This window comes from Variovorax sp. GW531-E2 (assembly GCF_059423125.1).
The window spans coordinates 1-17,834 of sequence record NZ_JBWKXQ010000007.1; the positions used below are offsets into that span (position 1 = coordinate 1).

The window sequence follows — 17,834 nt, forward strand, 5'->3', positions numbered from 1 at the left end:
AAGCGGGTCTGCGATTCGGGTCAGATGCTTCCCGCGGCCCGCGCATCAGGCAAGGACGGCCTTCGTCAGACTATTACGCCGAGCTGAACAAGACGTTCAGTGCGCCGGGCACGCTGTCCTGGTGGCACAAGACTGTGGGCACGATGTACCACCTCGCCGAGCGCTCGCCGGCCTTCAAGCCGGTGTTCGAAGCCGCGCAGGCCTTCGTGGACGACGTGAGCTTCTTCGCCAACGACGCCGCCGAGTTGGCGCCCAAGTTGCTGCCGAAGCTGGAGACTTGGCGCGACACCCTGAAGTCGCCTGTGGCTGCCGCCGATAACAAGGCTGTCGCCAAGCCAGTGTTCGAGGGCACGCTGACGTGGGCCCGCGACGAGCAGGGCAAGGCCGTGCCGGTGCAGAGCCTGATCGATGCGGCCGCCGGCCTGACCTCCGAGCAGAAGGCGCAGCGCCTGCTGCGCAACGGCCACCTCGACGAGCGCATGCTGAAGGCGTGGCAGGGCATGCCTCTGGAGTCCTACGAGAAGGCTGTGGGCACGCGCTTCGAGTCGCGCATGCTGCAGCCAGGCGTGGTCTGGAGCGATGCCGAGCTGCGCTCCATGTTCAACCTCAACGATGGCCAGCTGGAGCTCTATCGCGAGTTCCGCGAAGCCACCGACCGCAGCCTGGACACGATGGCGCGGGCCGACATGCTGCGCTACGCAGGCGACGACGCCAAGGGCCTGCGCGGCAGGGTGATGGATGCGCCGGATGCGCAGACGGCCGCAGTGCTGATCCGCGACCACCTGGTGCAGCTGGCGGGCGACCAGCCCGACCGTGCGACCCTGCTGCTGAACACCGCCAACGGCATCATCGACCGCGCGGACAAGGTGCGCGACCTGCAAGCCCGCGGCTACGCGCCGCTGTCGCGCTTCGGGCGCTTCACCGTCGATGCAGTGGACGCCGCCGGTGAACGCCAGTACTTCGGCCTGTTCGAGACCGCACGCGAGGCCAACACGATGGCGGCGCGCATGCGCGAGGAGTTCGGCGAGGCCGGCGTCAGCCAGGGCACGCTGTCCGAGGAGGCCTTCAAGATGTTCGCCGGCGTGACGCCGGAAACGCTGGAGCTGTTCGGCAATGCCCTCGGCCTCGACTCCACCGGCGACAGCGCGCAGGACAAGGCCTTCCAGGACTACCTGCGCCTCACGAAGACAACCGCAGCGCCATGCGCCGGCTGATCCACCGCAAGGGCATCGCCGGCTTCAGCGAAGACGTGGGTCGCGTGCTGGCGACGTTCGTGTATTCCAACGCGCGGCAGACCGCCGCCGGCCTGAACATGGGCGACCTGGGCGAGGCTGTGACGGCCATCCCGAAAGAGCAGGGCGAGCTGAAGGATGCGGCCGTGCGCCTCGCCGACTACGTGAAGAACCCGCAGGAAGAAGCGCAGGCGGTGCGCGGCTTGCTGTTCGCGCAGTACCTGGGCGGCTCGGTCGCATCGGCGCTGGTGAATGCGCTGCAGCCGGTGCAGGTGACTTTCCCTTGGCTGAGCCAGTACGGCGGCGCCAAGGCTGCGGCCGCACAGATCGGCCGGGCCGCAAAGGATCTGGCCGCACGCGGCAAAAACTACGAACCTGACCTCGCGGCCGCGCTCAAGCGCGCCGAGGCCGAGGGCGTGGTGGCGCCGCAGGAGGTGCACCAGCTGATGGCGCAGGCGCGCGGCGCTGGCTCGCTGCGCTCGGGTGACGGCACCCGGGCTGGTGACCTGCGCGCGCGGGGCCAGAACGCGCTGTCGCGCGTGTCGCTGGCATGGGGCAAGGTGTTCGGCGTGGCTGAGCAGCTGAACCGCCGAATCACCTTCATCGCGGCCTATCGCACCGAGAAGGCGCAGGGCATTGCCGACCCCGCAGACTTCGCGCGCAAAGCCATCACCGAGACGCAGTTCCTCTACTCGAAGGCCAACAAGATGGAGTGGGCGCGCGGTGCCGTCGGCGGCACACTTCTCACGTTCAAGACGTACAGCGTGGCCTACCTGGAGCTGCTGCACCGCATGTACACGCAGGGCGGGCCCGAGGGCAAGCGCGCGGCGCTGCTGGCGCTGGGCATGTTGATGCTGATGGGGGGCGCTGGCGGCCTGCCGTTCGCCGAAGACCTGGAGGATGCCGCCGACGGCTTGGCGCAGATGATGGGCTACAACTTCTCGGCGAAGAAGGCGCGGCAGGAGTTCCTGGAGAGCCTCCTGCCGCGCGGCATCGCGCAGTTCATCGACAAGGGCGTGAGCGGCCTGCCGGGCGCGCCGCTCGATGTGCCGGGTCGCCTGGGCATGGGCAACCTGATCCCCGGCACCGGGCTGCTGCTGGAGAAGACGAGCCACGCGCGCGACGTGCTCGAGATCGCGGGCCCGGCCGGCGACTTCGCCAGCCGCATCCTGTCCGGCGGCCGTAGCGTGTTGACGGGCGACGTGGGCGCCGGCATGCTGGAAATGTCGCCAGCAGCCGTGCGCAACCTTGTGAAGGGCGCCGACATGGCGGCCACTGGCATGTATCGGGACGCCAAGGGCTACAAGGTGCTCGACACCGGAGCGCTAGAAGCGGCCATGAAGTCCATCGGTTTCCAGCCGGGCAGCGTGGCCACGATCCAGGAGGCGAATCGCATCAGCCAGGGCGCGAAGGCCTTCTACAACCTGCGTGCCCAGGAAATTCGAGCGCTGGGGGCTCAAGGCCTCTTCGAGAGCGACCCCCAGAAGGTGCAACAGGCCCGCGACCAGGTGGCGACGTGGAATCGAAAGAACCCTGAGCAGCCGATGCTGGTTCGCATCCCCGACGTGATGCGCCGGGTGCGCGAGATGCGCAAGTCCAAGGATGAGCGGATCGCGGACACTGCGCCGCGCGCGATGCGGGCACAGATGCGGGAAGACCTGGCGCGGACGAAAGCGGATGCCGCCTGAGCGGCTAGGAGTCGAGGAGCTTTTTCATCTCCTCGATCTTCGTTTCCGCGAACTGCTTCAGGCTCTGCGCCCAATGCATTTCGGCGGTCAGCTTTTCAACTTCCGCGTCCCTGACCTTTGACATTTTTTCCTCGCATTCCTTGATCTTGTCCAGGGCTTGCTGTAGCAGCTTCTCTGCCTGTTCGAGGATCACGCGGGCACCGTGCTCGTTGATTTCAAGGCCCATTCTGGAAGTCTCCTTTGTGGTGAGCTGGCTTGCTCGTGCTGAAACATTTCGAGTCTAGGCCCCCTCTAGGGTTCGACCGAAGGTGCTTGCCCCGGAATCATCCGGGCTCATGCGAAACGAAACCATCGACACTCTGGCCGCCATCGGCGGGAAGGCATCCGTGACCGGGGTTGGCATGACCGGCGTCGGGTGGTTCCTCTCCAACGAATTCTTTGGGCTGGTCGGCGCCCTCGTCGCCGTCGGCGGACTGGTGCTGGCGTGGTACTACAAGCGCGAGGCCAACCGCCGGCAGACAGTCGAGCACGAGCTGCGCGTTGCGCGTCTGCGCCGCGGCATGAAGTCCGACACCGACCTGGCCGCGCTCGGGGAGGACGACTGATGCAGCGCGTTCGCATCGCCGTTGCCGCGCTGACCCTTTCCGTCGCCGGGTTCGCCGCGTGGCAAGCAAACGAAGGCAACGGCCCGGTGACGGTGCGCGCAGGCGGCACCGAGGTGTTGCACCCCTACGTTCCGACACGGGGTGATGTGCCGACCATCGGCCACGGCTCGACCCACTATGAGGAGGGCAAGCGGGTGACGCTTGCAGACCCCCATCACGCGCCGGCGCGCCGCCGAGCTCGCGCGCAACCTGCACCGTGCAGAAGAGCAGCGCTTCGCCGACTCGCTGCCGGACGTGAAGTTGCTCCAGGAGGAATACGACCTCTACATGGACTTCGAGGGGCAGTACGGGATCGGCAACTGGCTGAAGCCCAAGTCACCGCGGACGTGGTTGCTGCGCGGCGACTATCTCGGCGCCTGCGAAGCGCTGCTGGCCTGGCGCTTCCAGGCTGGTCGCGACTGCCGGCTGCCGCAGAACTGGGGCCCCAAGGGTTGCAAGGGCGTCTGGGTGCGGCAGCAGGCCCGACACAGCGCGTGCCTTGCTGCGCAATAGGAAAGGGCCATGCTTGATATCCGTAACCTCGCAATCTGGCTGCTACTGGCCCTCGCAGTCGCGGGCTGGGGCATGGGCTGCGTCGAGCGCACGCGCGCGACCGTCGCACGCGCTGACCTTGCAAGTGAAAAGCGCGACCGTGCGGAGGAGGTTTCGGCTCGCGACCGCGTGGCGCTGACCGATGCGCTACGCTCTTCCGAAAAGATGGCTGCGCATGCGGCCGCACAACAGGTACTCACCCATGCACTCGCTCAAGAAACTGCTGCTCGTCTCGCTGCTGAGCGCAGCAATGGCCAACTCGCTGCAGGGCTGCGCGACGCCTTCGCAGCCTTCGCCGCCCGTGATCGCGCAGAAGCCCAAACCCACGCAGCTGGCGCGGGTGATACAGGAGATCGACCCAGCACCATCGACAGCCTTTTTGGCGAAGCAGGAGAGCTACTTGCTCGATTTGCAGGCCTTCAGGAGGAAGCTCGCAGTATCGTCACACGTCGAGACAGTGAAGTGAAGGCGTTGAAAGCGCAGCTCGACGTTGACAGGGCTTTTTGCGTGCCGTGACAGGCGGCTAGCGGCCTTTCGCGACGCAAGGGCGAACAGATACTATCGGCCACTATCAGCCAGTCACCAACTTCGGCTTGCGCGTAGGCCAGCGACTGCTCGGCCACACTCAAACCTATGCAACGCAAAGACAGCATTCCACGAGAGGCATTGACCCAGGTATTGGGCGCGGTTTACCAAGGCTCACCCGTGGTGATGGAGGGCTATGCCGTGCCCGGCTGCGAACTGATGCAATTCGACGACCAGCCAGCGCTCGAGCAGTTCATCGCCGCCGAACTGGCAGCCGGCCGCCCCACAGCTAATCTGGCGCTGCACTATCCCGAGACGGGCGGCCTTGCAGTGCAGGAACGCATCGATCTGAGCAATCCCGCCGCCAATGGCGCTACTTGGCGCTACACCCTCGGCGGATGGGGCCTCATACAACTGCAACTCGAATTCCGCCAGCCCGGCTTGGTCGGCTGTCGCATCGCGGTTAACAGCGCTGAACGCGCGCGTGCCTGGGCCAAAACCTACCCCCGCTTGGGCGAACCCGACCTGTGGGATTGGCCGGCGATTGAGAAGCACGCACGACGGCTGATCCGAGTGCTGCGTAAGTACGCATGATTAGCTGGGGCAACGGGTGAAAGACAGCTTTGTACCGCTGAGGTCGGGCGGCTGAAGGACTGCAACGGGCCCGTTCACGACGGCGGCGCGACAGGCTACAGTCGGCCAGAAGCCGACACTCATCTCCATCCTCCACTTGACCTCGCCTGTTCGCGTATTCGGAAGTACAGATCCCCAAGGACACTTGGCAAATCGCGATGAAGCACCGATTGTCTGAGACGCGCAAAGCCTTTCTTGGCCGGCCCTTTTCGCACACTGGAAGATTCTGGGGCGCCGCAACCGTGGCATGCGTTGTCGCGCCTGTCGGCTATTGGAAGCTTGCGCCTCTGGAGACGGGGCAACTCCCAGTACTTGTCGTCTATCTTGCTCTCGCTCTAGCAGTGGCCGTGCTGGTACTGGTGATTCGCAGGTGGCTACGGCCGTCCGTGGCTGTTCTCGAGAACACATTCATCGACGTCACTTCCGGCGGAATATCGCGGGATACTCCAACGTCCCGCACCTTGCTCCTGGCAAGTCCCGAGGTCGGCCGAGCAAGCCTCTACTGGTACGACAGTGAGTTGATGCGTGTCGTTCTCCACACGGACAGCCGCGATGTTGAAGTGCATGGTCTCGATGACATGGCGGGCTTTGTGAACGACCTTCGCACGACATTCGTTCGGCTCATATGCACCGACGTACGGCTGCGCTAAAACTACGACCGGCAGAATCCGGCCAGAACCCGACATTCGAATTCACCTTCTGATTTCAAGAACGATGAACCATCGCTGCGCCTTCGCGAACGTCCCGGCTTCCTCATGAAGTGCAGCCAATGCTCGAGCGTCATCGGTGTTTTTTCCCCGGAGTGGCAGGGCCAACGGGGGATGAACGAGAAGACTTGTCCCTCATGCGGCGCCGCGGTCGAGCCTGTCTTCGGCGCAATCAAATTTGCCAAATGGTTCGCTGGGTCAGGCGCGATGGTGGCAGCAGTCACGTTCGCCGTGAGCAGGTCCGTGGTCCTGGCCGCGCTCAACGGATTCTTCATTGGAGTTTGCATTGCGCTACTTCCGAGCATTGAGCTTCGGCCGCGCACGAAGTCCAATTCGGGAATTCGCCACGAACTGAATCGCCCGCGTGCCCTCCCAGGCTGGCTCAGTCCACCCGACTGGCTCAGGCTTGTTGCCAAATCGATGTGGGCCGTTTGCGCCCAGCTGCTGTTACTGCTCGTTATCGCATTGACCGTTCCGCCTCCATGGTCGGGAATATCGCTCGTCGTCCTCGGCGCCTTGTGCCTCTTGCCGTGGATGTTTTCGCCGGGCGCATCAATGGCTGCGAAGCTCGGCGCAGTCTGCCAAATCGTGGCGGGGCTTGCGATTCTTGTCCGTCACTAGGGCCATGTGCTCCGCTCGGCGGGCCGCGACGGCCTGAGCGTGTGCGCACTGACCGGCTGGCGGGGAACAATCGGCCAGAACCAGACATTCCCATGCAGCAGTCCAACGCAGTTATCGAACTCGATGCTCTTTTGACGAAGTCCGATCCGGACTCAATGAACTGGTGTGAGTACGCCTATGAAGACGGCGAAGAGCTTCTCTCTAGGCTGAACGCAGAAGACCGCGCAGTATTGTTCCGCTCTGCAAAGACGAAGCCAGCTAGCTGGCGCGGATGCCTGGTCAGCATTCTTCATCCATCTAAGGTCGACGAGAGCGAAGTGCTGATCGGTGCCCTTTCGGACATGGACGCCAACGTTGTTGGCGAAGCGCTACTTAGGCTCTACTTTTTCTGTGGCTTCAACCGCTCCGCCAAGGGCGTGTTTGAAGACGCGCGAATTCGAGTCGCGCTTTTTTGGGATAGGGTCAGATTGGACCAGAGCGTCGTGGAGCGGATTGAGCAGCTTTCTCAAAAGAACTCCTACCTTGCTGCCTATTGGAATGTGTTCTCGGAGGCCGCAGGCGCACGTGAACGGCGTCCGTAGATGCCAGCGGCGAATGACTGCTCTGGAGCAAGGCGAGAGACTGCAGTGGGCCCAAAGCGGCTCTACGCATCGCTCCAAAGCGGTCACTCATGAAACACCCAGTCTGGCTCTGGCCTACTTCTGGCGCCTCTATGGACATAGTTCTCCTCGCACACAGGACATCCTAGGTTCCACGTGTACAGCGAATGGACGGCGCAGTATGGCGTTTGGTTGCTTGGAGCGAACGAAGTCACCGTCAGTTGCTCGGTTCCGGCTTCGACAAATGCCGGCAGCCTTCCAAGCTCAACGTGTGCGTCTTCCCATCCCAAGAGTTGGAAGAGTTCAACCGGCCGGCCCGCATCCACCGCTGCAACTAGCAGTCGGTGAACGTCGATTTCTCTCCACCCGGTCTGGGCGGCCATCCACTTCCGAAATTCTCGCTTGGCGTCTCGGCGAATCTTGGCCCACACCGAGAACTCAGCTACCTCCGTCATGCATCTGATCTCCATGGCTCAGCCAGCCGCCCTCCCAACAGACCGCTTCGCCCCGATAAACACGCTACCGATGATCGTCGGAAAAAACGGACGCGCGAAGTCGCCGACGAGCTCTTATCTCCCATAGAACGCCTCCCGCTAAGCTAGCAAGAAGCAGGGCGTAGCTGAAGTACGCAGTGTTTGCGGTAGTCGTCTTGGAGACCAAAAAAGCAAAAAGCATGCTGATCGTGACTACGAATACGAGACGCCAGAAGAAAAGACCGAAGACCAAAAGGAACAGCAGAAGGATGGGAAGGTGATCCATTTTTTGAAAGTCCGGTTCTGGCCGCCTACAGCCATGACGCGCTATGGAGATTCCCAAGACGTTTGCACCACCAGTTTGCCAGCCGCGCGCGGCTGGCTATAGATATGTGCGAAATCCCCGCTCAGCGGAGAGTCAAAAACCACGATGTATTGTTTCCCTGGATAGAGCGTGCCAAGGCTGCACGAGTTGAACATCGGACTGCGTTCGTCGAGCAGTGGGAATCCTTTGGCATCAAGTTCGCTAGGGCCTGTTCCTCTGAGCCACTTAACCACCTTGAGTCTGGTGATGCCATTGGCCGACTTTTGCGAATACGCCGGATTGCCTGTGACAAGAGCGACCAGCGCGTCGGCATCGTAGAAGTCGCTCAGTGAGGCGGTCGGTTCGTTGTGCATCGCTGGCATGCACGCAAGAACACATGCAGGCGCCACTAGCAGCACCACCGAAAGTGAACGGCGGAAGGCTGATAGGTTGGTGCTGCGCCCTAAGGGAGCTGCACGGCTTTCAGCATGATTCTTCATGTTCTCCTCAATGACCGTTCGTTTGTGGGCGATGGCAGCCTTCGGCGAATGATCGCATAGACACTTGAACGGCCCCCTGTGGCGTTCGACGATGGCGGGATGGGCCGGCAGCATGCCGCCCCATGTCCGCATCCAACCCAGCAGCCAAGCGCAACCTGACGATCTATCAGGGCGCCACGTTGCCCTCGTACAGTTCGTAGAACTCGTCCTTGAACTTGTGCCGCCAGGCCTCCTGATCGGTCAAGGTGCGGCCAGCAATCACGATGGGGCTGGCGGGCTTCCACATGGGCGCATGCTACTTCGCGACCCGCGACCCGCGACCCGCGACCCGCGGCGCTGCCAGCGCCTGAGCCGCGGCGATGACGGCAAGCTCGTGTGGAGCTTCACGAGCCGCATCGACCCGAACACCGGGGTGAAGGTCTATTTCTTCGTCCAGGGCTTGGCCAACCGCCGTGCGGACGAGACGCGGTACTGTCTTGGGAGCCTGGAATGAGCCCCATCATCTGGGCGATGCTGGTGCGTTGGTGGAAGTGGTGACGTTCATTTCCCTTACGCAACACAAAGTCGATGCGAGCCGTGCGATTTTCGTTCGCTGCCGATCGACGCGGATGCAGAGCGTCGCTGAAAAATCAATTCACCAAAACGTAGCCTATTGTGTTTTGGTACGAATAACCAGCATTCAAACCCTCTTGATAGTCGGTTGTATCTAGGTGATCGTGATCTGCCGCTTTGTAAAATCGATACAAGGCGGTGAAGCCTGTGCGATGCGTGGGAGAAATGAAGCCGAAAGGGCCATCGAGATTTACGCCTTCGCAATTTGGGTCGCCTGAAATAAAGTGATCGCCGTCACCAGTGACGCAGCGATATATCTGCACCATCGTTCCATCAAAATTGGTGGAGTGGACCTTGAATGCTGTTGCCTCGAAGCTGTACCCCGCACCAGCACCCTCTCCATATGTGGATGTTAGAAGATGGTCTTTGCCGTTGTAAAATCGGAATACAGGAATCGGCAGGCTACCACTTGAATATAGAGAGTTTTGCGCTGCCATAACCTCATCCACAGTACCAATTGCCACATAGCAGGTGTAGGTGTGCTTTCCTACGGAAATAGCACCTTCGCGAAAAACGCAATTAAACTTGCTTGTTTCTCCTGGAAATCGAAAGCGTCCATAAAATCGGCCACGCGTGAAGGGTGACGAGGCTGTGTGAGGGAGATCGAAAGAGGTAACGCCCATCGCGTGGCGTCCATCTTTTGTGGCAACTATCACGGGCCACGCCTGTTCGCCCATTTGTTCGGAGGGAGTGGATAACGTACTGGACAATGTGCGTTTGACGGGGTCGTAAATCCGAAACTCTGTAAAATCCGGCGGCATATAGCCTGCTACAGCTTCGAAGGTGGCTTGTTGATGCGCTTCGGGCACATTGAATGAAGCCTCATAACGCACAACGTTTGGGATGCCTTGGTGGCCAATCGAAACTGATTTTTCAAATATATGGCCCGAGACGATTGTGGTATTTTGCGATGCTGTGGCCCCACTATCAGCACACCCTTCATTGGGTGTCGTGTTTGGCGCTAACCAGAACGCCATGTTGGTGCTTGTTTGCAGCACGTTGTTCGGATTCGAGTAATTTATTGGCACGCTTGAACTGGTCAGTCCAACGCCATCTGCATCACGGCCAGCTTCAGTAGGATTGAAGCATTCCCCAAACCTATCAAAAGACGATGCTGATTGCAATTCGCGCCCATGATCCTTGGAGTTTATGTATTCTTTCCCGCGAAAAGTCACCGAATAAATTGCTCCTGCAAAGCGATCTGTTGATGCCGTAATGCGCAAGTTGGAGTTAAAAACGTTCTTCTGAATTGCTATGTCACTGGCCCAGACAGATTGGACTAAGCCCAATATCGAGAGTGCTAGGCAGAGTTTGATTTTCATGTGAAGGGTTTAGGTTACAAGCGCAATGCTTGGATCAGCGGGGAAGGCTGGAGTCCGCCGAGCGGCTTTCGTGAAGTGATGGAAGACCGCCATCGGCGTCAAAACCAGCTCGCGGTCGATTGTTAAGACTGTGGGCGATGGCGTCCAGCTCATTTCTGGCTGTAGATGTCGATGCTGCCAAGAATTGCAGGCTCCCGGCTGGGAGCGCTCTTGGCTTTCGGGAGGACGGAGCTGACGAGCACCCAAGAAAAAGCCCGCACGAAGGCGGGCAAGGCGATCCCCGGAGGAGGGAGGATAGAGAGTGGGGACCGCAAATTAAGTCTAACGACTTAATTGTCCGAGGAGTGAGCGCCCGTGAAAAAGCCGCCTTCTAGGCGGCTTTTCGGCTATGCAGGATAGCCCCATCTCATAGCAGAGAGAGGTTGTCACCCTTCTTTGGAAAGGCACGATGAAATCGCGCCTTGAAAGAATCCCAGTCTTCTTCAGCGCGCATAAATCCGATGAGCGCGAACATGTGTTGAGAAAGCGCGACGTTGCCGATGTCATCGGAGAGCCATTGATGGTGCTTGGCCTTACGTTGCCCGCGCCCATCGCTTGGATTCTTCCGTTCCAATTCCTCCAAAACGCCAGGGCCAAGCCGCTCGTAGACAAGGTCCTTGATGTAAAGACCGACAACGCCAGGTCGACGCGAGGAACCATTCCATGACCACTTTTTAAGGCGGTAAAGCTCGCGGAAAAATTCCAACGGAAAGCGTTGCACCCAGGCTGCCAGCTCCTTGCGAATGAACCGTTCCAAGTACGCCTGAAGGGCATCTTTCGCTCGAATTTCTTGAAATCCTGTTGCCTCGTCGACCAGCGCGATGATGCCCAGAGTCGCAAAACCATGCTGCAGGATTTCAGCACGCTCTGCCAAGTAGCCTAAGCGGGCATCCAGCACCCCCTCCTGTGAGGCTTTCAAAATCGCGGAGCAGATATCCGGCAGCAGGGATGCTTCGTATCCCGCGGCGGGATTCCCACCATGAGGGGGAATGAAGCGAATCGGCTGATTTGCGCGCACGGCTAAGTTGTTGGTACGTATGCCCTTTTTCTCGAATCGCTCCATAAGAGCGACGATTTTGCGCACACCGCCTTGACCGCCTCCGTGCGACATTCCCAATGCGGAGTGAAGAGCTCGCAGAGCCAATACGCGAGTTTCGTCCGGCAACACGTAGCAATGGATCTCGATGTCGCCGATTCGGATTGGGCGATCCAGCGAACCGTGTGTGGCGATGGGCAATTTCGGTATCACCTCATCGGGGATAGCAACGCTTGCCATGCGTGCTTTTCCTCCTTGGCTGGAGATTGCCTTGCGGCGTTCGGGACTTAGTTTTTCTGCCCGTGCAATACCGCCTCTGGCACGTCTTGAAGGAAGCGAATCGTCACTCATGCAAGCACCTTTCTTTGAAAAGTGCTTGTATTCTCTCTAGGGAATGGAGGAAAGCAAGTTTATTTTCATATTTTCTGAAAAAATGCTTGCTAAGTTTCCTTGGAGGCAAGGGCGAGAACGTCTCGCCGCCAGTGGTGCCACGGCGCCGGGCTTGTTGCCGACGACCTCCAGGCACACGCCCAAGTGCTCAACCGGGATGTTCTCCCCAGGTAGGGCACCTCTTTCGATATACTGTTTAAAGATACAGTATTTCGGGGGGTGAATGATGGAAAGAATCCCTGCCACCCTTTGGATTGGCACCTGCGCGCATCGTTTGCATCAGCAATGGCACACCATCGACCCTATCGAGCTGGAAGAGGTCGCTCGCGACCTGTGGCGCGACGAACGCCTAAGGGCGATGCCACCCAACGACGCCGCCACTGATTGGCTCAGGCCGATTTGCGGGGGGAGAGTGACAGGCTCCGACGCGCACCTGCAGCTATCGTCGAGGTCGACGGCCGCCTCCACACGGCCTTGAGCCGCAGAGGGCATGGGTGCTGCTCATGCAGCCTTGAACGCCAAAATCTTTGCTCCGTGGCGCAGCTCGTCGAGGTGGTCGGCCCACAGCTGCATCATCTTGCGACGCTTGACCACGAACTCCGCGCGATCGTAGGCGGCGCCCAGCGGCCCACTCTTTCCGTGCGCAAGCTGCGCCTCGATGACCTCGAGCTCGACGTCCATCTGCTCGACCATGATCGTGCGCGCCATCGCACGGAAACCGTGGGCTGTCATCTCGGTGTTGTCGAAGCCCATGCGGCGCAGCGCCGTATTCACGGTGTTGTCGCTCATCGGTCGCTCGCCGGTCAGCAGGCTCGGGAAAACGTACTGGCCGTGGCCAGTGAGCGGCTTGAGGTCGACAAGGACTTCGACGGCCTGCTGTGGCAGCGGCACCAGGTGCGGGCGCCCGTTGATCTTTGCGGTCTTCGTGCGCTTCATGTCCGCCGCCGGGATGGTCCATAGCGCCTTCTCGAGGACGAGGTCTGACCAGCGCATTTGCCGGATGTTGCCGGGGCGCTGGAAGAGCAGGGCGGAGAGGTGCAGTGCCGCGCGCGTCGCCGGCTGACCAGCGTATGCGGCGATAGCGCGCATGAGCTCGCCCGCCTTCACTGGCTCCAGCACCGCGGCCATGTGCTTGACCTGCACCGGCACCAGCGCGCCTTGCAGGTCGGGCGCTGGGTTGCTGGTGCACCGGCCGGTGGCGATGCCGTGGCGGAACACCTGGCCGGACCATTGGCGCAAGGTGTGCGCAGTCTCATGCGCACCGCGGGCTTCGACGCGACGCAGAACCTGCAGCAGCATGGGCGCCGTGATGCTGGATAGGGGCGGGCTGCCAAGCCAGGGGAAGGCGTCCTTCTCCATGATGGAGAGCCAGCGCTCCGCGTACCGCGGGCTCCACGCCGAACTCTTGGTCTTGTGATACTCGCGCGCCACCGCCTCGAAGCTGGCATCGGTGTCGACCTTGCGCTCGAGCTTCTCAAGCTGCCGGCGCTGCGCGGGGTCGATGCCTTGCTGTTGAATCTTGCGGGCGTCGTCGCGGCCGGTGCGCGCTGCCTTGAGCGTCACCTCGGGATAGCTGCCCAGTGCTAGGCGCTTTTCCTTGCCGTCGAAGCGGTACTTCCAAAACCAGCGCCTCGAGCCGCTGGGCTCGATCTGCAGATAGAGGCCGCCGGAGTCGGCGAGGCGCAGCCGCAGCTTGTCGGCAGGGCAGAGGGTCTTCTTGCAGGCGGTGTCGGTGAGCATGGGGGAACAATTTCGGCGACTGAGGCTAAAACTGTACCCATTCCCCCGTTTGTTCCCCCAAGTTGGAGGAATCTCAGTGGTTTTTCGTGATTGCTCGTGAAGCAATACCGCCGGTCTCTACAGAGGGGAAATGGCTGTTCACGGTTCTTTGTGGGGGAACGTGGAGCCAAGAAATGGCCTGCCCGGAGGGGATCGAACCCCCGACAACCTGCTTAGAAGGCAGGTGCTCTATCCAACTGAGCTACGGGCAGATTCCGGTCGAGAAGCGAGGGCCGGAGCCTTCGGTCCTCGGGCCGCAAGCGGTGCGGCAACAGACCCGAAAAATCAACGGTCTGGACGCTTCTGCCTCTGACCGGGGAAGCGCGGATTCTACCTACATCCCTCCATGCACGACGCCTTCGGCGGCGGTCGTTGAGCGGGCGAAAGGGCGGGGTCGGCGCGGGACGACACCCTGGCGGTCTCGGCGGCCTGCTTCGACACGAGCTGCTTCTTGCCGCAGGTGCTGCACCGGTAGAACCTGAGGGCCGGCAGCATCCTCATCCAGGTTCGCCGCTCGATGCGGCGAAGGCCGGCCAGGCCGCAGGAACATCGGAGAAACAGATTCAGCAGCATCACAGAAGAGTTCAAACCGGGAAGGTGTCGACACTCTTTCCCCGACGCTGCTTCGCGGTTTGCGCAACCGTGAAGCACCCGCGTTCGATTCTGTGGGGGCGCAGGGCATGCAGCGAAAGGGCTGCACGCGCAACAGATTGCTAAGGACGGCGTTTCGACCGTCCGATGCCTCTGTGGATCGCTGGGGCCGAGAGGGCGTCAGACGTTTTCCGAGCGGTACTTCCAGACCGCGTCGTTCACCGCGCGTTCGGACGCCAGTTGCTTCTTTCCGCAGGCGCTGCATTGGTAGAAGCGCAGGCTCGAGAAGAGTCGCATCCATGGCCGGCGCTCGATGCGTGCGAGATGCCTGAGGCCGCAAGAACAGCGGGAAAAGTAATTCAGCATCGGAAAAGGGTCCAGGGGTGAGGGTTCTGTTGCGACGTCCATCCCTGACTCAGCTCTTCGGCTTTGTAAACGCGATTCCGCTTACTTTGTAAACACGATCACGATTGGCTTGATTCTGCGTGAGCGCCGAGGGCCTCGCGGGTAGTTCCTTAAGAAAAAGGTTGTCTTGACGGTGTAACAACAAGGCAGCGGCGTTGCCCGATGTACGGAAAGCCGTGGGTCGTGCTACGAAACGTCTAAAGGGCGGTGAGATTCGCGGTGATCGCGAGCGGCTCGGAAAAGAAAAAAGCCTGCAACGACTTTCATCGTTGCAGGCTTTCACTTTTCTTTTGGTCGGGGCGAAAGGATTCGAACCTTCGACCCTCTGGTCCCAAACCAGATGCGCTACCAGGCTGCGCTACACCCCGCCAAGCCTTCCATTCTAGCCCGAATAAGAGGCCGCTCAGCGCTTCTCGTACTGTGTCTTGCCAAAAAGGATCTCGCGCGCCTTGTCATCGGTGATGGGACGGCGCAGGTCGGCCAGCACTTTCACGCCGCGCTGCACGGCGGGGCGTGCGGCGATGCCGTCGAACCAGGCCTTCAGGTGCGGGTAGTCGGTGAGGGTGATGCCCTGGTTCTCCCAGCTGCGCAGCCACGGGAAGATGGCGATGTCGGCAATCGAATAGCTCGTGCCGGCGATGAACTTGTGCTTGGACAGCTGTCGGTCGATCACGCCGTACAGGCGCCGGGCCTCGTTGGTGTAGCGGTCGACGGCATAGGCGATCTTCTCGGGCGCGTAGATGCGGAAGTGGTGCGCCTGGCCGAGCATCGGACCGACGCCGCCCATCTGGAACATGAGCCACTGCAGCACGTCGTAGCGTTCGCGGTCGCCCGTGGGCAGGAACTTGCCGGTCTTGCCCGCGAGGTACACGAGGATGGCGCCCGATTCGAATAGCGAGATCGGCTGGCCGTCCGGTCCGTCGGGGTCGGTGATGGCGGGGATCTTGTTGTTCGGGCTGATCTTCAGGAACTCGGGTGCGAACTGGTCGCCGGTGCCGATGTTCACCGGGTGCGCGTGGTACGGCAGGCCGCACTCCTCGAGCATGATGTGAATCTTGTGGCCGTTCGGCGTGGGCCAGGAATAGACCTCGATGGGCGATGCAGGCATGTCGCGGGCTCCGGAGTGAGAGGGTTGTGACGGGAGAACGGCAGCATATACACGCCCCTGCGGTCGCGTGCGGGTGCGGGCATTGGCCGTTCGGCCGCTGGTCACCCCACCTGCCGCTCGTGCGCGTTGCACCACATCCAGTGTTCGCCGGGCTCGATCGACTGGATCACCGGATGCCCTTCGGCCCGCGCATGCTTCGTGGCGTGGCGGTTCTTCGACGAGTCGCAGCAGCCGACGTGGCCGCAGTGCACGCACAGGCGCAGGTGCACCCAGGTGTCGCCGGTCTTCAGGCAGTCTTCGCAGCCGCGGGGCGTGTGCGGTGGGGCGAGGTCGGCGGGAACGTGTTCGCAGGCGTGGATGGGCATGGGCGTTTCAGGAAAAGAAGGGTTCAGGCCACGGCCGAGGCCGACGACAGGTGCTGGTGAATCAGCGCCACCACCGCGGCGCCTTCGCCGATCGCGCCGCCCACGCGCTTGACCGAGCCCGAGCGCACATCGCCCACCGCGAACACGCCCGACACGCTCGATTCGAGGGCCGTGGCCGGGCGTGCCGGAAAGCCGCTGCTCGCGGCCGGGCCGGTCAGCACGAAGCCGTGCTTGTCGACCGACACGCCGCAGCCTTCGAGCCATGATGTCTCGGGCTCCGCGCCGACGAACAGGAAGATGTTGCGCGCGGGGCAGTCGTGCTCCTGGCCCGAGGTGTGGCAGCGCCAGGTGGCGCCGGTCAGGCCTTCTTCGGGCGCGCCATGCAGCCGCACGAGCTCGGTGTGCGGCTGCAGCGAGATGTTGGGCGTGGCCTCGATGCGGTCGATGAGGTAGCGCGACATGCTGGCCGCCAGCGACGGCCCGCGCACCAGCACGTTGACCTTGGCCGCATGGCGCGACAGGAACACCGCCGCCTGGCCCGCCGAGTTGCCGCCGCCCACCAGCGCCACTTCCTGCTGCGCGCAGATCTTGGCTTCGATGGCCGAGGCCCAGTACCAGATGCCGCGGCCTTCGAATTCGGCCAGGCGCGGCACGCCGGGGCGGCGGTAGCGCGCGCCGCTCGCAATGACGACCGTGCGCGCGCTGATCGTGCGGCCGTCGGTGAGCTTCAGCGCCAGGCTGTCCAGCGCGTTCTCGCGCGAGCAGTCGAGCGCCGCGACCTGCGCCGGGATCAGCATCTCGACGCCGAACTTCTGCGCCTGCACGAACGCGCGGCCCGCCAGCGCCTGCCCCGAGATGCCGGTCGGAAAGCCCAGGTAGTTCTCGATGCGCGCGCTGGCGCCGGCTTGTCCGCCGAAGGCGCGGCAGTCGAGCACGATCACGCGCAGCCCTTCGGAGGCCGCATACACGGCGGTCGCGAGGCCAGCCGGCCCGGCGCCGACCACGGCCACGTCGTAGAGCTCGTCGCGCGCCGCGGTGTCGACCATGCCGAGGCAGCGCGCCAGGCCTTCGTCGCTCGGGTTGACCAGCACCGAGCCGTCGGGGCAGACAGCGAGTAATTTGTCGGGGCCGTATTGGGCGAGCAGGGCGGCGGCATCGGCGTCGGCGGCGGCGTCGACCAGGTGATAAGGATGGCCGTTGCGGCGCAGGAAGTTCTCCAGCCGCGCCATTTCGGGCGAATCGGGCCGCCCGATCAGCACCGGCCCCGCCGCACCGGATTCGATGAGCGCCACGCGTCGCAGGATCAGCGCGCGGGTGATGCGCTCTCCCAGGTCGGCCTCGGCCACCAGCAGCGCGCGCAAGCGGTCCGGCGGCACGACCAGCGCCTCGACCTCTTCGTCGGCATGCCCGTCGACCAGGGCAGGGCGCCCGCTCAGCTGGCCGACCTCTGCGAGGAATTCGCCCGGCCCCTGGCGCGCGATCGGCACCACGTGGCCCAGGCCGTCGCGCTGCGTGACGGCGACCACGCCCTTGAGCAGCACGAACATGCCGGCGCCGGTCTCGCCGGCGGTGAACAGGCGCTCGCCGCGCGCAAAGCGCTGCACGCTGCCGAAGCTGGCGATGCGTGCCATCTCGGCGTCACTGAGGACGGGGAAAGTCTGGTGCAGGCGGCTGTTGGCGCCTGGTGCGTCGGTGGCCATGGGGTCGAA

Annotated in this window: 15 protein-coding genes, 2 tRNA genes and 2 pseudogenes; 8 read left to right on the forward strand and 11 right to left on the reverse strand. The window is 62.3% G+C overall.

Annotated elements, in window-relative coordinates:
* Positions 1-734 precede the first annotated feature (734 nt).
* Positions 735-2,920 (forward strand): annotated as a pseudogene (locus AC07XP_RS06610) (PLxRFG domain-containing protein).
* A 4-nt stretch (positions 2,921-2,924) separates the two neighbouring features.
* On the opposite strand, the gene AC07XP_RS06615 reads toward AC07XP_RS06610, so the two are convergent.
* Entirely contained in the window at positions 2,925-3,146 is a 222-nt protein-coding gene (locus AC07XP_RS06615) for a hypothetical protein (RefSeq protein ID WP_495264167.1), read from the reverse strand.
* A gap of 109 nt (positions 3,147-3,255) precedes the next feature.
* On the opposite strand from AC07XP_RS06615, the gene AC07XP_RS06620 reads away from it, so the two are divergent.
* From AC07XP_RS06620 to AC07XP_RS06645, 6 genes and pseudogenes are all read left to right on the forward strand, one after another.
* Complete coding sequence (locus tag AC07XP_RS06620; RefSeq protein ID WP_495264168.1) at positions 3,256-3,525, forward strand: holin; 270 nt, start codon at positions 3,256-3,258, stop codon at positions 3,523-3,525.
* Positions 3,525-4,077: pseudogene (locus tag AC07XP_RS06625) on the forward strand (glycoside hydrolase family protein). Before AC07XP_RS06620 ends, AC07XP_RS06625 begins: the two are co-directional and overlap by 1 nt.
* A 9-nt stretch (positions 4,078-4,086) precedes the next feature.
* Positions 4,087-4,632: a hypothetical protein gene (locus AC07XP_RS06630; protein ID WP_495264169.1), complete on the forward strand. Its 546-nt coding sequence runs from the start codon at positions 4,087-4,089 to the stop codon at positions 4,630-4,632.
* A gap of 117 nt (positions 4,633-4,749) precedes the next feature.
* Positions 4,750-5,235, forward strand: a complete 486-nt coding sequence (locus tag AC07XP_RS06635; RefSeq protein ID WP_495264170.1) for a hypothetical protein — start codon at positions 4,750-4,752, stop codon at positions 5,233-5,235.
* A 794-nt stretch (positions 5,236-6,029) separates the two neighbouring features.
* A complete protein-coding gene (locus tag AC07XP_RS06640) occupies positions 6,030-6,602 on the forward strand; it encodes a hypothetical protein (RefSeq protein ID WP_495264171.1) in 573 nt (190 codons plus the stop codon).
* 92 nt (positions 6,603-6,694) lie between these two features.
* Positions 6,695-7,183 carry a hypothetical protein gene (locus AC07XP_RS06645; RefSeq protein ID WP_495264172.1) on the forward strand — a complete coding sequence of 163 codons (489 nt, stop codon included), beginning with the start codon at positions 6,695-6,697 and terminating at the stop codon, positions 7,181-7,183.
* Between the two features lie 818 nt (positions 7,184-8,001).
* Here AC07XP_RS06645 and AC07XP_RS06650 read toward each other — a convergent pair.
* Positions 8,002-8,592 carry a hypothetical protein gene (locus AC07XP_RS06650; RefSeq protein WP_495264173.1) on the reverse strand — a complete coding sequence of 197 codons (591 nt, stop codon included), beginning with the start codon at positions 8,590-8,592 and terminating at the stop codon, positions 8,002-8,004.
* A gap of 178 nt (positions 8,593-8,770) precedes the next feature.
* On the opposite strand from AC07XP_RS06650, the gene AC07XP_RS06655 reads away from it, so the two are divergent.
* Positions 8,771-8,971, forward strand: a complete 201-nt coding sequence (locus AC07XP_RS06655) for a hypothetical protein (RefSeq protein WP_495264174.1) — start codon at positions 8,771-8,773, stop codon at positions 8,969-8,971.
* A 136-nt stretch (positions 8,972-9,107) separates the two neighbouring features.
* On the opposite strand, the gene AC07XP_RS06660 is transcribed toward AC07XP_RS06655, so the two are convergent.
* From AC07XP_RS06660 to AC07XP_RS06700, 9 genes are all read right to left on the reverse strand, one after another.
* Complete coding sequence (locus tag AC07XP_RS06660) at positions 9,108-10,412, reverse strand: hypothetical protein (protein ID WP_495264175.1); 1,305 nt, start codon at positions 10,410-10,412, stop codon at positions 9,108-9,110.
* Positions 10,413-10,818: 406 nt separating this feature from the next.
* A complete protein-coding gene (locus tag AC07XP_RS06665) occupies positions 10,819-11,838 on the reverse strand; it encodes a P63C domain-containing protein (protein WP_495264176.1) in 1,020 nt (339 codons plus the stop codon).
* Between the two features lie 540 nt (positions 11,839-12,378).
* Positions 12,379-13,617, reverse strand: a complete 1,239-nt coding sequence (locus AC07XP_RS06670) for a tyrosine-type recombinase/integrase (RefSeq protein WP_495264177.1) — start codon at positions 13,615-13,617, stop codon at positions 12,379-12,381.
* Positions 13,618-13,791: 174 nt separating this feature from the next.
* Positions 13,792-13,868, reverse strand: a tRNA-Arg gene (locus AC07XP_RS06675).
* 559 nt (positions 13,869-14,427) lie between these two features.
* The gene (locus tag AC07XP_RS06680; RefSeq protein WP_139140528.1) at positions 14,428-14,613 is read right to left on the reverse strand and encodes a hypothetical protein; all 186 of its coding nucleotides are present in this window, start codon (positions 14,611-14,613) and stop codon (positions 14,428-14,430) included.
* Positions 14,614-14,943: 330 nt separating this feature from the next.
* Positions 14,944-15,020 (reverse strand) — tRNA-Pro (locus AC07XP_RS06685).
* 35 nt (positions 15,021-15,055) lie between these two features.
* Positions 15,056-15,760, reverse strand: coding sequence for a glutathione binding-like protein (locus tag AC07XP_RS06690; protein WP_095745562.1), 705 nt, complete (start codon positions 15,758-15,760; stop codon positions 15,056-15,058).
* Between the two features lie 101 nt (positions 15,761-15,861).
* Entirely contained in the window at positions 15,862-16,125 is a 264-nt protein-coding gene (locus AC07XP_RS06695) for a UBP-type zinc finger domain-containing protein (protein WP_139704574.1), read from the reverse strand.
* Between the two features lie 23 nt (positions 16,126-16,148).
* The gene (locus AC07XP_RS06700) at positions 16,149-17,825 is read right to left on the reverse strand and encodes an FAD-dependent oxidoreductase (RefSeq protein ID WP_495264178.1); all 1,677 of its coding nucleotides are present in this window, start codon (positions 17,823-17,825) and stop codon (positions 16,149-16,151) included.
* Positions 17,826-17,834 lie beyond the last annotated feature (9 nt).

Coding starts and splice junctions, on each gene's coding strand:
- AC07XP_RS06635 (WP_495264170.1), top strand. CDS start 4,750: ATGCAACGCAAAGACAGCATTCCACGAGAGGCATTGACCCAGGTATTG.
- AC07XP_RS06700 (WP_495264178.1), bottom strand. CDS start 17,825: ATGGCCACCGACGCACCAGGCGCCAACAGCCGCCTGCACCAGACTTTC.
- AC07XP_RS06670 (WP_495264177.1), bottom strand. CDS start 13,617: ATGCTCACCGACACCGCCTGCAAGAAGACCCTCTGCCCTGCCGACAAG.
- AC07XP_RS06630 (WP_495264169.1), top strand. CDS start 4,087: ATGCTTGATATCCGTAACCTCGCAATCTGGCTGCTACTGGCCCTCGCA.
- AC07XP_RS06645 (WP_495264172.1), top strand. CDS start 6,695: ATGCAGCAGTCCAACGCAGTTATCGAACTCGATGCTCTTTTGACGAAG.
- AC07XP_RS06640 (WP_495264171.1), top strand. CDS start 6,030: ATGAAGTGCAGCCAATGCTCGAGCGTCATCGGTGTTTTTTCCCCGGAG.
- AC07XP_RS06665 (WP_495264176.1), bottom strand. CDS start 11,838: ATGAGTGACGATTCGCTTCCTTCAAGACGTGCCAGAGGCGGTATTGCA.
- AC07XP_RS06690 (WP_095745562.1), bottom strand. CDS start 15,760: ATGCCTGCATCGCCCATCGAGGTCTATTCCTGGCCCACGCCGAACGGC.
- AC07XP_RS06660 (WP_495264175.1), bottom strand. CDS start 10,412: ATGAAAATCAAACTCTGCCTAGCACTCTCGATATTGGGCTTAGTCCAA.
- AC07XP_RS06655 (WP_495264174.1), top strand. CDS start 8,771: ATGCTACTTCGCGACCCGCGACCCGCGACCCGCGACCCGCGGCGCTGC.
- AC07XP_RS06650 (WP_495264173.1), bottom strand. CDS start 8,592: ATGCTGCCGGCCCATCCCGCCATCGTCGAACGCCACAGGGGGCCGTTC.
- AC07XP_RS06615 (WP_495264167.1), bottom strand. CDS start 3,146: ATGGGCCTTGAAATCAACGAGCACGGTGCCCGCGTGATCCTCGAACAG.
- AC07XP_RS06695 (WP_139704574.1), bottom strand. CDS start 16,125: ATGCCCATCCACGCCTGCGAACACGTTCCCGCCGACCTCGCCCCACCG.
- AC07XP_RS06680 (WP_139140528.1), bottom strand. CDS start 14,613: ATGCTGAATTACTTTTCCCGCTGTTCTTGCGGCCTCAGGCATCTCGCA.
- AC07XP_RS06620 (WP_495264168.1), top strand. CDS start 3,256: ATGCGAAACGAAACCATCGACACTCTGGCCGCCATCGGCGGGAAGGCA.